General features: G+C 63.3%; 13 protein-coding genes. 7 read left to right on the forward strand and 6 right to left on the reverse strand.

The annotated features are described in order from the left end of the window. Position 1: 1 nt before the first annotated feature. The 5 genes from PQR67_RS24950 to PQR67_RS24970 all read right to left on the reverse strand — a co-directional run bounded on the left by PQR67_RS24950 (position 2) and on the right by PQR67_RS24970 (position 5,892). Positions 2-901 (reverse strand): acetaldehyde dehydrogenase (acetylating), encoded by a 900-nt coding sequence (locus PQR67_RS24950; protein WP_408465117.1) that lies wholly within the window; start codon positions 899-901, stop codon positions 2-4. Positions 902-934: 33 nt separating this feature from the next. After that, positions 935-1,717 (reverse strand): 2-oxopent-4-enoate hydratase, encoded by a 783-nt coding sequence (dmpE, locus tag PQR67_RS24955; RefSeq protein ID WP_408465119.1) that lies wholly within the window; start codon positions 1,715-1,717, stop codon positions 935-937. 83 nt (positions 1,718-1,800) lie between these two features. Beyond that, positions 1,801-3,192 (reverse strand): DUF1329 domain-containing protein, encoded by a 1,392-nt coding sequence (locus PQR67_RS24960; protein WP_408465121.1) that lies wholly within the window; start codon positions 3,190-3,192, stop codon positions 1,801-1,803. Between the two features lie 96 nt (positions 3,193-3,288). Next, positions 3,289-4,878: a DUF1302 domain-containing protein gene (locus tag PQR67_RS24965; protein ID WP_408465123.1), complete on the reverse strand. Its 1,590-nt coding sequence runs from the start codon at positions 4,876-4,878 to the stop codon at positions 3,289-3,291. Positions 4,879-5,007: 129 nt separating this feature from the next. Further along, entirely contained in the window at positions 5,008-5,892 is an 885-nt protein-coding gene (locus PQR67_RS24970) for an SDR family oxidoreductase (RefSeq protein ID WP_408465125.1), read from the reverse strand. A gap of 230 nt (positions 5,893-6,122) precedes the next feature. Here PQR67_RS24970 and PQR67_RS24975 point away from each other — a divergent pair, with 230 nt between their 5' ends. The 4 genes from PQR67_RS24975 (at position 6,123) to PQR67_RS24990 (ending at position 8,866) form a co-directional block, all read left to right on the forward strand. Then, complete coding sequence (locus PQR67_RS24975) at positions 6,123-7,028, forward strand: alpha/beta fold hydrolase (RefSeq protein WP_408465127.1); 906 nt, start codon at positions 6,123-6,125, stop codon at positions 7,026-7,028. Between the two features lie 112 nt (positions 7,029-7,140). Further along, positions 7,141-7,926: an SDR family NAD(P)-dependent oxidoreductase gene (locus PQR67_RS24980; protein ID WP_408465129.1), complete on the forward strand. Its 786-nt coding sequence runs from the start codon at positions 7,141-7,143 to the stop codon at positions 7,924-7,926. A gap of 8 nt (positions 7,927-7,934) precedes the next feature. Continuing rightward, positions 7,935-8,327 carry a nuclear transport factor 2 family protein gene (locus PQR67_RS24985; RefSeq protein WP_408465131.1) on the forward strand — a complete coding sequence of 131 codons (393 nt, stop codon included), beginning with the start codon at positions 7,935-7,937 and terminating at the stop codon, positions 8,325-8,327. Between the two features lie 17 nt (positions 8,328-8,344). Continuing rightward, positions 8,345-8,866 (forward strand): LbetaH domain-containing protein, encoded by a 522-nt coding sequence (locus PQR67_RS24990; protein ID WP_408465133.1) that lies wholly within the window; start codon positions 8,345-8,347, stop codon positions 8,864-8,866. 100 nt (positions 8,867-8,966) lie between these two features. On the opposite strand, the gene PQR67_RS24995 is transcribed toward PQR67_RS24990, so the two are convergent. Continuing rightward, on the reverse strand, positions 8,967-9,968 hold the full coding sequence (locus PQR67_RS24995; RefSeq protein ID WP_408465135.1) for a helix-turn-helix transcriptional regulator: 1,002 nt from the start codon (positions 9,966-9,968) through the stop codon (positions 8,967-8,969). Between the two features lie 184 nt (positions 9,969-10,152). Between PQR67_RS24995 and PQR67_RS25000 the strand changes: the two genes are divergently transcribed. From PQR67_RS25000 to PQR67_RS25010, 3 genes are all read left to right on the forward strand, one after another. After that, positions 10,153-11,064 carry an AraC family transcriptional regulator gene (locus PQR67_RS25000; RefSeq protein ID WP_408465137.1) on the forward strand — a complete coding sequence of 304 codons (912 nt, stop codon included), beginning with the start codon at positions 10,153-10,155 and terminating at the stop codon, positions 11,062-11,064. Between the two features lie 669 nt (positions 11,065-11,733). Beyond that, complete coding sequence (locus tag PQR67_RS25005; protein WP_408465139.1) at positions 11,734-12,159, forward strand: DUF3830 family protein; 426 nt, start codon at positions 11,734-11,736, stop codon at positions 12,157-12,159. Between the two features lie 579 nt (positions 12,160-12,738). Next, positions 12,739-15,579 carry a YadA-like family protein gene (locus PQR67_RS25010; RefSeq protein ID WP_408465141.1) on the forward strand — a complete coding sequence of 947 codons (2,841 nt, stop codon included), beginning with the start codon at positions 12,739-12,741 and terminating at the stop codon, positions 15,577-15,579. Positions 15,580-15,586: the final 7 nt, after the last annotated feature.

Genomic DNA, 15,586 nt, shown 5'->3' on the forward strand with positions numbered 1-15,586 from the left:
CTTACGCAGTGGCAGGCGATGCGGCGAGCATCTGTTGGGCAAAGACTTCGGCGGTACGCGCCGCGGCCGCGGTCATGATGTCGAGGTTGCCTGCATACTTCGGCAGATAGTCGCCGAGGCCTTCGACTTCCATGAACACGGACACGCGCCGGCCGTCGAACACGGGGCCGTTTTTCAACGTATAGCCGGGCACGTACTGGCGTACTTCGTCGATCATGGCGTGCACGGAGGCCGTGATCGCATCGACGTCCGGATCGGTTTCGGTCAGGCAGTGGATCGTGTCGCGCATGATGAGCGGCGGCTCGGCGGGATTGATCACGATGATCGCCTTGCCCACCGCGGCCCCGCCGATCTGCTCGATCGCGAGCGAGGTGGTGCGGGTGAACTCGTCGATGTTCTTGCGCGTGCCGGGACCGACCGAACGCGACGATACCGTCGCGACGATCTCGCCATACACCACGCGCTGTACGCGTGAAACCGCATACACCATCGGAATCGTCGCCTGACCGCCGCAGGTGACCATATTGACGTTCATGGCCTGCTGGTCGATCTGTGCAGCAAGGTTGACCGGAGGTACGCAGAACGGGCCGATCGCGGCAGGTGTCAGGTCGATCACGCGCACGCCGTGCGCGGTCAGCTTGTCGGAATGCTCGCGGTGCACGTACGCGGAAGTGGCGTCGAAGGCGATGCGGATATCGTCGGCGGCCAGATGCGGCAGCAGGCCGTCAATGCCGTCGGCGGTGGTTTTCAGTCCCATTTCGCGGGCCCGCGCGAGGCCGTCGGAGCCGGGGTCGACGCCCACCATCCACACGGGTTCGAGCACCGCGCTGCGGCGCAGTTTGTACAGCAGATCGGTACCGATATTGCCGGGCCCGATCAACGCGCATTTGATCTTGCTCATCAGTGCATCCTCAAGGAAAAGACGGTCAAACGGTCAGATGAAGCGCACGGAACAACTGCCGATGCCTTCAATCCGCATGTGCAACTGGTCGCCGCAAGCGACGGGAATCAAGGCCGCCAGCGAGCCCGACAGCACGACTTCTCCGGCGAGCAACGGCACACCGAGTTCGCCCAACGTGTTCGCGAGCCATGCAACGGCGTCGGCCGGATGGCCCAGCGCGGCGGCGCCGACGCCCTCCGCGGCTCGCGTGCCGTTCTTATCGAGCGTCATACGGCAGGCAGCGAGATCGAGTGTGTGTGGCGCGACGCGTTCGTCGCCGAGCACGTAGACGCCGCACGACGCGTTGTCGGCCACCGTATCGCCGATGCGGATCGCCCAATCGCGGATGCGTGAATCGACGATCTCGAAGCACGCGCCGACTGCTTCGGTGGCGGCAAGCACGGCGTCTCGCGTGATGCCCGGGCCGCGCAGATCGTCCTTCAGATAGAACGCGATTTCGCCTTCCGCGCGTGGCGCGATCAGCTTCTCGATCGGAATGTCCTCGCCGGCGACGTGATGCATGCCGGAAAGGAGCACGCCGAAATCAGGCTGGCGCACGTCGAGCATGTCCTGCACGGCCTGGCTCGTCACGCCGATCTTCTTGCCGACAATGGTTTCGCCCGCTTCAATGCGACGGGCGACAAAGTGTTGCTGTACGCGGTAAGCGTCGGCGAGCGGCAAACCCCCGGCGCGCGCCGAGAAGGGTGCGATCGGCGCGCGCTCGCGCCAAGCGTGGTAAAGCTCGTCGCCGAGTGTGGTGTGAAGTGTCGAAGTCATGACGAGCGCGAATAGAAAGGAAAAGCGCCGGGGCTGGACCTGAATCCGTCCCCGGCCGTGGTTTCAATAGAGGCGCAACGAAATCAGTTGCCCGCGCCGCGAATCGCATCCGGCGAGAAGTACGCTTCGGTCAGTTGCGAGCCACGCGTGAGCACCGGCATCGGTTCCTGATTCGAAAGACGGTCCGCGTAATAAGCGCCCGAAATCAGGTCGTGATAGAACACGGCGGTCGAGTAGAACGATCTGGCGTCGAATGCGTAGAGCGTGGGGGCGAGGTTGGTGCGCCACAGCGTGCCGCGTGCGTCGTAGTTATCGGCGGCGACAGCGTTCCAGGTGTCCTCGTCGAGATACAGCACCCGTTTCGCGTATTGATGGCGATAGCCGGACTTGAGCGTGGCCTGCAACACCCACACGCGATGCAGTTCGAAGCGCATGTACTGGGTGTTCTCATGCCCCTTGGTCAGCAGATCGGTGTATTTGATCGACGGGTCCATCAGCTTGTAGTTGTCGTACGGCACATACACTTCGCGCTTGCCGAGGATCTTCCAGTCGTAACGTTCCCCCGAACCGTTGAAGAGGCGGTCGTCGTCGACGGTGCGAAAGCCGCCGGGACCTTCGGGCTGGTCGAAGCCGAACTCGGGCGCCTGGCGCACGCGGCGCGTGCCCGGGTTATACGACCACGTGCGGCGAGTGTCGGAGCCTTCCTGGTCCCACATTTCATAGCCGGTGATGATCGTGCCGCGATCGGAGAGCGGCAGCATGGTGGTCTGGCGAAAGAAGCTCTTCGCGTTCAACGGGTTCTTCGGATCGAAGTGGTCCGCGCTGCGCGGTCCGTAAATCGCATACTGCACCTTGCCCCACGCAATATTGCCGTCCGGATAGACCACGGCCTGGTCGTAGGCCGCGGTTTCGCCTTCGATTGCGGAGGCGAAGCGCAGATTCCACATCGCCTCGACGCCGTTTTTCGGCACCGGGAACGGCGTGACCGGCGGGAAATCCTTCAGGCCGTTCTGGTCTTTCGTCATCGTGGTGGTGGGCGAGTACAGGCGAATGTCCTTGTACACGGCGTCGCCATAGCTGAAATCGCGGTGGCTCGGATAAACCGGAATCTTGAAGCTGTCGGGATACTTCTTGAGCAGCGCTTTCTCGCCGTCGGTGAGACGCGCTTCGTACTGCTGCATGTTCTGCGCGGTGATCACGAAGAGCGGCTTCTCGTTCGCATACGGATCGGGGAAGCGCTGGCCCGGCTTGTAGTCGACGCCCGGCGGCGTGCCGAACCATTTGCCGCTCCAGGCGGGGATCGTGCCGTCGGCGTTGCCCGCGCGCTCGGCGCCCATCGGCGTGAGCGGGCCTTCGAGTTTGGCGAGATCTTCCGGGCTGGTTTTGGCAAACGAGGGGGCGCCCAGTGCGAAGGCGAGCGCGGCGCCCGCTGCGAACACGCAGACACGCATTGCGGGATTGAAAATTCGACTCATGACCAAATCCTCTTGCAGTAAAAAGACGGCTGATTCAAAGGGTGATGCCTGCTTCAAAGCGCCCGGAGCACCCGACATGCAGGGCGCTTCGCAGCATCAGAAGGAGTAAGTCGCGGTGGCGAGCACGTAGTCGCGATCGGCGAGCGGACGATTGTTCGGGTCCGGCGTACCGAGGAATTTCGCGTAGACAATCCCGAGTTTCAGGTTGCTCAGGCGCGTGAAGTTCACACCGACCGTCACGCGGTGATCGCCCACGCCGGTCAGCGAACCGAGTGCGCCGTTTAGCGCGGATTTACCGGTGAAGTCGTCGGCGTAGGTGATCGGCACGTCGACGTCCCAGCCGTTGAAGACGTTCTTGTAGCTGAGCGTCCATGCCACCTCGAAGGCGGCGGAATTGCGCGTGTTGGTGAGCGTAGTCGACCCCATGATCGGCGTGATGTTGCCGGCGTGCACATACGAGATTTCGCCCACCAGCGTTTGCGAGGCGGCAAGGAAGGTCGGCCCGATCGAATAGATCGCCGAGAGATTCGACTGCCATACGTCGCCGCGTGTCGACTGCGCACCCGTGGGGGTGTTCACGAGCACCGCCGCGCCTTGCCGGTACGATGTTTCACCCGCGACGTTCACGCCGTTCAGATCGGTCGAGAAACTCAGGCCGCTGAGCTTGATGTGGTCGAAGTACTTCTGCTGGTACTGCAGCGTCGGGAAGTAGGTGGTCACGACACTCGGGTTCATGTCGTTGTAGTGCAGGTAGTACGCGCCGATTTCGGTGTCGCCGAAGACGCGCCAGCGTGCGCCGAGACCCCACTGGTCGTCGCCGTTCGGGCGGATGTCATTGCCGCGCGGAATCTTGATGCCGCCGGGGCCGATGATGTATTGCGCGCCGGGCCCGACGACGTCCGAGTAACTCCAGTAAGCGCCTGGGGGCACGAGCTGGTTAGGCTCGAACGCGAACTGGTAGTAGCCGAGCAGGCTGAAGTTCGGCGCGAGTTGCCATTGCGTCGAAATTTGCGGCACCGGCAGGAGGATGTCTTTGACCTCCGCGCCGGCCACATACGACGCGGTGGCGTTGGCCGGTCCCTGGGCGCCCGCGATATTCGGAAAGAACACGCTTTCGCCCCATGCGACGACCTGATCGCCGACCTTGACGTTCAGACTCGTGCTGCCCAGATGGATGGTGTCGTAGGCGTAGGCCGCGAGCAACTGCGGAGATCCGCCGGCGAAATAGCTCGCGTCGCTGGTGAACTGGTTGTAGGCGCCGCTATGGTTGACGGTGTAGGGCGCGTTGTTGCTGTTCGGGTGCTGGTAGGCCTGATCGTAGAACACGTTGGCTCGCACGAAGACCCCCCAGTCGTCGTGCTTGAGGTTCACCTCGCCGAGCAGGCTCACCTGATTCTCGATCAGCTTGTTCTTCGCGAAGTTGCGGTCGCCGTCGTCGCCGTTGATGTTCTCCGGCGTGAGCAGGTTGCCGCTCGGCGAGCGCGTGCGCATCCCGAGGCCATAGCCGAGCGTGAAGGTGTAATCGAGCGTAGTGTCCGCGCCGAGATTGACGGTGTCGCCCGCGTAAGCGGATGTGGCGAAGGTCGTCATGGTCGCTGCCGACGCCGCTGCCAGCACGGCGAGTCTGCACGCCGCGCACACTGCGCGCATTGCCGGCGCGCGTGCTTGTGTTCCGTTGATCTGCATCCTGTCTCCTCTGTGGTCACGTCTGAAATTTGTTGTGATCAGAGGTTAGGGGGCACGTGCGGCGCGAGAATCGTCAAAACGGACTAGTCGCTTGCCCCAGGGATGCGAGGCGTGTACCCGTGAATGCGGCTATGAGTTGGAGGTGAACGCTTTGTGCAGGCCGGTGGCGGCGAGAAAGGCGGGCACTTCGCCACCGCCTTCGAGAATCAGGTTGCTGCCCGATGCATAGGCGGCGTGCGGCGAGGCGAGAAACAGGCACGCGGACGCGACGTCGCCGGGTTTCGCGAGCCGGCCCGCGGGAATCGTCGCGGTGATGGTGTCGAGCGCGGTTGCGCCATCCGCCGAAGAGGAACCCGTGTGACCGCTGGTGGCGGCTTCGGTTTCCACGAGACTCGGGCTCACCGCGCACACGCGCACCTTGGGCGCCCATTCCACCGCGAGCGAGCGCACCGCATTCAAAAGACCGGCTTTCGCTGCACCGTAGGCTGCTGTTCCCGGCGACGCCCGCAAACCGCTCACACTGCCGATGAACAGTAAAACGCCGCCTTCCGGTTGTTGTTGCATCAGCGCGTTCGCGCGTTGCGCGATGTGCAGCGGCGCCAGCAGGTTCAGGCGGATGACGGCTTCGGTAAAGCGCGGCGAGGCCTGTGCGGCGAGCGCGAACGGCGCGCCGCCCGCGTTGTTGACGAGCACGTCGAGCCGGCCGGTTTCGCGTTCGATCCGCGCGAGCAGTGCGTCGATGGTGTCGATGTCGCGCACGTCCGCGGCGATGAAGCGCAACGTGTTCTCAGGAAAACCCGCATGCACGTCCCCGGGCGCACCGTTGTGCGAATGCGCGCGCTCGCAGGCAGGTGAATCATCTTCCAAACCCGTGGCCGCGTTGGCAGGCGGCGTGCGTCCGCAAACATAAACCGTTGCGCCCGCCGCCTGAAACGCTTGCGCGATGGCCGCGCCTATTCCCTTGGTGCCGCCCGTCACCAGCACTACCTTGCCGCTGAAATCGAACCCTGTCATTGCCGCTGTCTCCGTCTGTCCATGTGGGCCCGATGGTAGGAGAAATGCAGCGCTGCCTCGTAGTCTGAAAAGACGATGCCCTGCCGTGGATTCGACCGGATGATGTGTTCGCTGGCGACCCTCATACGATCTGCCGCGCCAAAGTGCGCGGCGCGAGGCAACAACCAACTTGCATGGAGCCGGAGTAAGAGCTTTGCACTAACTCCGGCCGGCATAGGAGACAAGCGCGCATGAATGCAACGCCTACTGAGTCCGGGCACGCCAATACGCCCGCCGACGCGCATAGCCAGTCCGGCAGCGCGCCGCGACCTTTGCAGGCGCCCAAGGGGATTTTCACGGAGGTCCCCGGCGGCCTGACACTGCATCACTTCGAAGCCGGCAGCGGCGCGCCCGTGGTGTTCATCCACGGCAGCGGCCCAGGTGCGAGCGGTTTCAGCAACTTCAAGCACAACTACCCGCAGTTCGCGGCGGCCGGTCACCGGGCGATCGTGGTCGATCTGCCGGGCTATGGCGCGTCGTCAAAACCCGCGGACGTGAACTACACACTCGATTTTTTCGTCGACGCGTTGCGCGCGCAACTCACCGCGAACGGCATCGGCCGGGCGACCCTGCTCGGCAATTCGCTTGGCGGCGCGATCGCGCTGCAATACGCGCTCGATTACCCCGACGACGTCGACAGTCTGATCATGATGGCGCCGGGCGGTGTCGAGGAACGCGAAACCTACTTCAGGATGGAGGGCATCCAGAAGATGGTGTCGCTCTTCACTAACCGTCAGATGAACCGCCTGACGATGCGCCAATTGCTCGAACTGCTGGTGTTCGATCGCAGCCTCGTCACCGATGCGCTGGTCGAAGAGCGGCTGAGCGTGTGCGAGCAGCAGCCGCCCGAAGTGCTGTCGACCATGCGCGTGCCCAATCTGACCGGGCGCCTCGCCGAACTGAAATGTCCGGTGCTGGGTTTCTGGGGCACGGATGACCGCTTCAATCCGGCGAGCGGCGCGATGCGCTTTCTCGAACACTGCGCCGACGCGCGCTTTGTTCTGATGAATCGTTGCGGGCACTGGGTGATGGTCGAGCATCGGCGGTATTTCAATCGCGAATGCCTGGAATTTCTCGCGGAGCGGCGCGTCGCTTGAGGCATGCTTCGGATGCAGCGCGACTGGGTGAGCGGCTTGAGGGGCGTACCCCGCACGACACGCTCAAGTCCAGGCGCTGAGCAAACCCCAACTACAACATGACGGAGACGGTATGACATTTCCCCATCAACTGTTCGACATGAGCGGCAAAGTGACCGCCATCACGGGCGGCGCGCGCGGCATCGGTGCGCAGACAGCCCGCACATTGGCGGCAGCCGGTTCGGCGATCGCGGTGCTCGACGTGCTGACGGAGCCGGGCGAGCGGCTGGTTGCCGAGATCAACGAGGCGGGCGGCCGCGCGGCGTTCTGGAAGATGGACGTCACGCAGGAAGACAACGTGCAGCGCGTGTTCGGCGAAATCGCCACGCGCTTTGGGCGGCTCGACGCGCTCGTGAACAACGCAGGTATAGAAGGCGCGAATCTGCCGACCCACGAAATGACGCTGCAGCAATGGCAGAAAGTCATCGACGTCAACGTGACGGGCGTGTTCCTCTGCACCAAGTACGCGATTCCGCACATGCTGACGGCGGGCGGCGGTTCGATCGTGAATCTGTCGTCGATGTATGGGCTGGTCGGCGGACCGGACGTGCCGGCGTATCACGCGTCGAAGGGCGCGGTGCGGCTGATGGCGAAGACCGAAGCGATGCTGTACGCCGCGCAGAATATCCGCGCAAATTCCGTGCATCCTGGCTTTATCCGCACGCCGCTGCTGGAAGAAGCGTTCGAAAAGCTCGGTGACCCGGAGCAGATTTTCGCGCACATGAAAACGCTCGTGCCGCTCGCGAAGATCGGCGACCCGCAGGATATCGCGGCAGGCATCCTGTATCTGGTGTCGCCGGCCGGCCGCTATGTGACCGGCACGGAGCTGGTGATCGACGGTGGCTACACCGCACGTTAGGAGAACCGATGAACACCAGCGAAACCATGAAGGCGCGCCTCGTCGACTATATCGAGGCGTTCAATGCGGCCGACGCCGCGCGCGTCATCGCGCTGTTCGCCGACAACGCGAGCGTCGAGGACCCGGTCGGCACCCCCTTGAAAGAGGGCAAAGGCGAGATCGAGACGTTCTATACATACGCGACCTCGGTGGGGGCCCGGCTCGAACTGATGGCGCCGCCGCGCGGCTCGCACGGCAATAGCGCGTCGATCAGCTTTCGCGTGCATATCACGGGGCAGGACGGCCGGCCCGCGCACATCGACGTGACCGACGTGATGGACTTCGACGCCGCCGGCAAGATTCTGCGCATGCGTGCGTACTGGGGCGCGGACGATTATCACGTGCTCGCGCAGGCGAGCTGAACCGGAACGGCGGCACGATGGCGCTCTACGAGTTCAACGGCAAGCGGCCGCGCGTCGATCCGTCAGCGTACGTTCATCCGAGCGCGGTGCTGATCGGCGATGTGACGGTGGCTGCCTGCTGCTACATCGGACCGCATGCGAGCCTGCGGGGGGATTTCGGCGCGGTGGTGGTGGAGCGTGGCAGCAACGTGCAGGACAGTTGCGTGCTGCACACCGGCGTGGCGAATACGTGCCGGCTTGGCGTGGACAGCCACGTCGGGCATAGCGCGATCATTCACGGCGCGACCCTCGAGCCGAACACGATGGTCGGCATGCACGCCGTCGTGATGGACGGCGTTGTGCTCGGCACGGCGAGCATCGTGGCCGCCTGTGCGTTCGTCAAGAAGGATTGGCGGGTGCCGGCGGGCGTGCTGGTGGCCGGAGTGCCCGGGCGCGTGGTGCGTACGCTGAGCGATGACGAGATCGTGGCGAAATCGTCCGGAACCCGGCTTTACCAGCAACTCGCGGCGGATTGCCTGCGCACCATGCGCAGCGTTTGAGGGTGGGCGCCGCCCATCGGGCGGCGTGAGTGCGGCGTTAAAGTTCAAATCCTGCGGCCGGCGCGATAAGCGCGCGGCCGCAGCGTTCCTTCCTGTTCCCTTACGTTACATACCCCTGCGCCACGTTGATCAACTGCACGCGATTGCGCACGTTGAACAACTGCCGCAAGCGCCGCAGGTGATAGTCGACGTTATGCGGCGACAGCCCGAGGAAATATGCAATTTCCTTGTCGCGCTGCCCCTGCACGACCGCCTTCAGCACCGCGTGCTGCAACTCGCTCAACGTGACGCGCTGCTGCTGCGTGGGCGCGATCCCGATCACGCTTTTCGCGTGCGTCCAGATGAATTCGTGGATCGTGTGCGCGAACATCAGCGTTTCGGCCACGATCGACTCCGTCATCCAGCGCGGGTTGCCGATCTCCGAGTTGAAGCACAGGCTCGCGCTCAACTCCGGCTCGGGCAGCGGCATCTGCGTAAGAATCCCGCTTTTGCGCCCGGTGGCCTCCAGCATGTCGATCAGCCCGCCGAGCCTTTCGCTGCGCATCTGCGCACGCGGCAGGTCGGCGCGCATGTCGGCGATGTTCCAGAGGAACGGCATGCCGGTCGGCGACGCCAGGGCGACGCGCGGATCGAGCTCGAAATAACGCTCGCGGAAATAGCGCGTGAGCCATGGCTGCGACTCGTAGCTCGTCAGCACGAACATCGTCTTGTGGTGCGCGGTGGTGCGCGTGGCTGAATAGCTGAACGAGTCGAAGCCGAGTTGCTTGATGCGCCGCCGCACAAACTCCATGCGGTCCTGCGCGCTGCCAAATCGCACCAGCGGACTGATTATCGGCGCGGCCCGCCGCGCGGCGGGCGAAGGCGTGCCGATCTCCTCCTCGGTGAAGAGCGTGAGGAAACCTGCGGGCGCGATGCCTGATGCGGTGCGGGCGGATGCCCGGGATGCTTCAGCCGCGTGGGCTGAATTCTCGGGTTGCCGCGTGCCGGCCGGGTAAGCCGGTTGTGCGGTAACCGCTGAGTTGTAAGCCGCCGACACGTGGCTGGCCTCGCCTTGCGGCGAGCCGGTCAGCCAATGCGGCAGCGTATCGCATTCGTGTTCCATGAAACGGTAGCTCCAGCGTTCGAGACGCGTGAAAGACGACAACCTGGATAATTAACTATTTCCAAATATTACGGTAGCCGGTTCCTTGCTATCATTTTTGAGATCTTGCGCTGACCTCTAACCGGTGACGCGGGTGTGACAGGGTTTGCACATATACATACGGGACCTCCCAGGAAGAGACGTGATGGCAAAAATTCCAAGGCTGACAACGACGCTTGCCTACGACCGCTATATGGCGGGCCAGAAACTGGTGTCGAGCGTGGATCGCCCGTGGCGGCACCTGGTGCTGCGCTCGTATCTCGAGCCGGCCGAGCAGGAGTTGCTGGAAGCACCTGGCCTGCAGGACGTCACGTTGATGACGCTCGGCAGCGGCGCCGAGCACCTCGAGCGCAACGTAAATGGGCACTGGGAGAGCGCCGACCTGCGCATGGGCGACGTCTGGTTCGTGCCGCCCGTGCCGATTTCGTGGCGCTGGCGTTCGATCAGCGATGAGCCGCTGTCGACCGTCCATTTGCATCTGGAGCGCAGCCTGATCGACAGCGTCGCCGACCAGATGGAACTGGGCGGCTCGCGCGAGCTGTCGCTTGGCGACGCGATGCAGTTTCACGATCCACTGATCGCCGCGATGCTCGGCGCACTGCATCGCGCCGCGGGCGACCCTGCCGACTCGCGGCTGTATGTCGACGCGCTGGCCCACGCGCTCGCCGCTCATCTGTTGCAACACTATTCGCGCGGCCGTGACGCCAAGGCCGGCTTGCCGCCGCATCCCGAGCGCCTGGTGCCGCGCCGCATTCGCCGTGTAACCGATTACATTCGCGCTAATCTTGCCGCCGATCTGGCCATTGGCGAGCTGGCCGCGCAGGCCGGGTTAAGTAGTTTTCATTTTGCTCGTGTGTTTCGCCGCGAGACCGGTGAAACACCTCATCAGTTCGTTACGCGCTTGCGGCTCGAGGAAGCGGCGAGGCTGCTGCGCGCCACCGATCAGCCGGTGCTGCAAATCGCGCTTGCGGTTGGTTTCGAGAACGCCAGTCATTTCTCCGTGCAGTTCAAGCGTGGCTACGGCGTGACGCCGCTTGCCTACCGACTGCGCGGCTAAGAGTCGGGTTGCGCGGCTGGGTCGTGCGGACGGCTTGCCAGATGCGATGCCCGAGCGCTACGCCGACGCCTGGTGGCGCGCGGGCGTTCGCCGGTTGCGACAGGCTGTTCTGCCGGGCGGCGCGGTGAAGTTTCGGCCGCGCGTGGCCTGGCATGTCAAGGTGGTCGCAGGGGTTTCGAGGGCAAGGATCTCGCGGCGACGCGTGAAACTTTCGCGGTGATGCCGATTCCGTCGCCAGCTTCGCCGTCCGTTGAATTGCCAGAACAGACGTTATGCGCTTTTCGCAGTTTGCTGCGCATTGCATCGCTTGCAAACTACGAAGTTTCGTGGCGTGGCCGGCAATAGAGCTGGCACGGCCGGGCCTGAATGGTGTTCAGGCCGGTTTGCCGCCAACGTGCTCACTCCATGATGAAGCAGTGAGCCGGCAGTGTCGGTTGCCTCTGCGGGATTGTGGAGTGTTGCCGTGGCGCCTCGTGGCTCGCGGCCGGGATGCGCCGATCTGCTTTCCGCGTGGCAGTCCTCGCCACTGGTCCAACTGGCCTGACCAGATGGACGGCAAGTGTATCTGTCGAAGCCTTGCACCGGCCGACAGAATGTTGCGCCTGTAGCCTCGCCCCAGCCAGCGTCTGACCGGCCTTTCCATTCAACCCGTCACAGGGATACCCAGCAATGACCCGACTTCGAATCACCTCCTGCGGCCATGTCTTCACCGCCGAAACTCATCCGGACGCGCCGCAAACGGTGGCGGCCTTTCTGAAGCTTCTGCCGTACCGTCAGAAGATCATTCACGTGCGCTGGAGCGGTGAGGGCTGTTGGGTTCCGCTTGGCGACTTCAAACTCGAAAACGACGGCGCGGCGGTCGGCTTCGAAAATCACACGAGCCATCCGTCGGTTGGCGACATCCTGTTCTATCCGGGCGGCTACAGCGAAACGGAGATCATCCTCGCGTACGGGTCGTGCTGCTTCGCGAGCAAGATGGGCCAACTCGCGGGCAATCACTTCCTGACCATCGTCGAAGGCCAGGAAAAATTGCGCGAACTCGGCACCAAGGTGCTGTGGGAAGGTGCGCAAGACGTGCTGTTCGAGAAGATCTGACGCGCGAAGTCGTCGGCGGGTGCGCTTGCGCGGGCGATTTCTGAGGTTACTTTTCTGATGAGCGCTGCGAGCGCAGCAGTCTCACCTCCGCGAGCGGCCTCAGACCGCTCGCTTCCTCGCTCAACACCCGTGTGGCGCGCGGCGCCACGCTGTGCACTCAATGTCTGCCCCCCCAGAGTTAAGAGGCGTTAAGAGCGCGTCTTAACCTCGCCTAGAAATATCCCGATCGAACTAAGACGTTTGGCACTTTCCGTCCTAAGCGGGGTATGCCGTTTGTACTTATTCAGGCTAAAAAATTTCTTTTAGGAGTTTTCGTATTTTCCGTCGCGTGCGCTGACGGCAAACTAGGCATGTCGCGTCTGTCTGCTGGTGACAGCGCGATGCATTCTTAAATTTTTGGACGTTTGACTTACCTATGTATGCCGGCCATCCCGGTGGTTGGCGGCAAACTGGCGGCGGTGCGCTTGTCGATCGAGAGAAAGCGCGCCGCGTTCTTAAGTTTCTCGGCGTTTGAGTCAATTATTTAGGATGTCTTAAAAAAGACGTCAGACCTGGATTTCGGCAAAAAGATTGGGAGGAATGTTGAATAAGACCTATAAGACTGTTTGGAATGGTGCGACTCGAACGTATGCTGCCGCGTCCGAGGTGGCGAAAGGCCGGGGCGCGAAGGGCGCGTCGGCCAGTGGAGCGCTGGTGGCCGCCAGCGCGGGATTGTTGGGTGTGCTGGCGTTTTCGCTGCCGGTAGGTGCGGCTGAGTGTGGGGCGGGCAACGCAGATTGTGTCGCGGTGACTGGAACATTGGATCCCGTCTTTCCGATGAACAGCAGCGCGTCGAAGAAGCCGCTCAATGCGATGATCAACGCACCTGCCAGCGCCGGCGCTGACCTGTTGGCGGCGGTTTCCCAGCCGCTTGCATCCACGGGGAACAGTTCCAGACTACTGGGGGCGGGCGCCGTGGTTTCTGCAGACGACGTACCGGTCGCCCAGTACATCGCCGTCAGTCCGGTGATTACACCAGGTTTGACGACGACAGCGCTATACGGAGAGAACGCCATGGCGGTCGGTGTTGGAGCGACTGCCCTGGGTGACGGTTCGCTGGCGGTCGGCGCGAGTTCGGGGGCGGCGTTGAATAATGCCACCGCAGTGGGCTCAGGGGCGGGGGCGCTGGCGGTGAATTCAACGGTTATTGGCGCCGGCGCCACGACCAATTCCTACGCTAGCAACGGCGTTGCGATTGGTTATCTCGCGAAAGTACAGGGTGCTAACGCGTTGGCCATCGGCACGAACGTTCAGACGAACGCGGAAGATTCCATCGCTGCGGGCAGCAATGCGTTTATTGCAACGGCCGCTGCGAAAGCGATTGCATTCGGCTCCGGCGCGAGCGCCAGCGCCGCTGGTTCCGTGGCGTTGGGAGCCGATTCCACGGCCGACCGCCCCAATGTGGTCTCCGTGGGTAGTGGCACCTCGCAGCGTCAGATCATCAATGTCGCAGCCGGCACCCAGAACAATGACGTCGTGAATATCTCCCAACTGAAGGGCGCGATGGCTGCGATGGGCGGCGGTGCGGGTGTCGCCTCGGACGGAACCGTCACGAAGCCAACGTACACAATTGGAGGTGGAACCTATAACGACGTCGGCGCGGCGTTGTCCGCTCTGGCCATCACCGGTGAGGCAGCAACGGCGGATGCGGTCCAATACGACTCGACCTCGCATGACACGGTGACATTGGGGAACACCGGCACGCCGGTGCGGATCACCAACGTGTTTGCCGGAGCGCTCGCCGCCGACAGCTCGGATGCCGTGAACGGCGCGCAACTGTTCGCGACCAACCAGGCCGTAGAGCAGAACACCGCCGATATTGCCGCCAACACCGGCACTATCGCGAACCTCGATCAGCGCGTCACGAATAACACCACGCAGATCACCAACCTCGACGCGCGCGCCACCACGATCGAAGGGGACGTGAGCAATATCACGAATCAGATCACGAACGGCGAGATCGGCCTTGTCCAGCAAGATCAGGCGTCGCGCAATCTCACGGTGGCCAAGGATACCGACGGCGCCAGCGTCGACTTCGCCGGCACTGGCGGCGCCCGCGAGCTGACGGGTATCGCTGCTGGCACCACGGATACGTCCGCAGTCAATGTCGGTCAGGTCAGGCCCATGGTGGCGGCGCTCGGCGGCGGCGCGCAGATCAATGCCGATGGTTCGGTGAGCGGTCCCACGTATCACATGCAAGGTGGTACGCAAACTACGGTCGGCGACGCGCTCGGCTCGCTCGACAGCGGGCTCACCACGTTGCAGCAAAACATGGAGACCGGCGGCATCGGCATCGTCACGCAGGATCCCGTGTCACGCGCCATCAACATCGGCGCGACGACCGACGGAGGGCTGATCAACATGGCCGGCACGGCGGGCAACCGGGTGCTCACCGGCGTGGCGCCCGGCTCGGTGAATGCCGCCAGCGCTGAGGCGATCAACGGCGCGCAACTCTATACGCACGCGGCCAGCACGGCGGTGGCGCTGGGGGGCGGCTCAACGGTCAATCCGGACGGTTCAGTGACGGCGCCGTCGTACAGCGTGGACGGTACCGTTGTGAACAATGTCGGCAGCGCGATCAGCAATCTTGACGGCCGCGTGACGCAGAACACCAACGATATTGCCGGACTGCAAACCACGGTCAGCAACATCAGCGGGTCGGTGGCGAATGCGCTCCAGTACGACAGCTCCGCGCACGACAAGGTCACGCTCGGCGGCACGGCAGCCAATGTGCCGAAAGTCACGCTCACCAATCTGCAGGATGGCGAAGTATCGGCTACCAGCAGCGATGCGGTTACCGGCGCGCAACTTTGGAACACTAACCAGCAGATCGGCAATCTCGGCCAGCAGATCGGAGACATTAATCAGGCTGTGAAGAATACTCAGGCCAGCGGCAGTTCATATGTCGCCGTCAACAGCGCGGGCAACGCGGCGCAGGCGATCGGCAACGGTACCGTGGCGATTGGCGGCGGCGCGAAAGCGAGTGCGCCAAACTCGGTCGCGATCGGCGAGGGGTCGGTTGCCGATCAGTCGAACACGGTTTCGGTCGGTTCGGCCGGCAACGAGCGTCGCATTACCAACGTCGCGGCGGGACAGGCGCCCGGAGACGCCGTGAACATGCAGCAGTTCCAGGGCGGCATGAACGAAATCGCGCGCAATGCGTATTCGGGCACGGCGTCGGCTATTGCGTTGACTATGGTTCCGGAGGTCGATGCGAACAAGAACCTTGCCATTGGTGTCGCGACGGCCGGCTACAAGGGCTATCAGGCGGTGGCAGTGGGTTTGTCGGCACGCGTGACGCAGAGCATCAAGGTGAAGCTCGGCGCGGGCATCAGTTCTGCCACGACGACAGTCGGCGCAGGTGCGGCGTACCAGTGGTAGCCAAGGC

It is taken from the genome of Paraburkholderia fungorum (genome assembly GCF_046026025.1).
Taxonomy (GTDB): Bacteria; Pseudomonadota; Gammaproteobacteria; order Burkholderiales; family Burkholderiaceae; genus Paraburkholderia; species Paraburkholderia fungorum_E.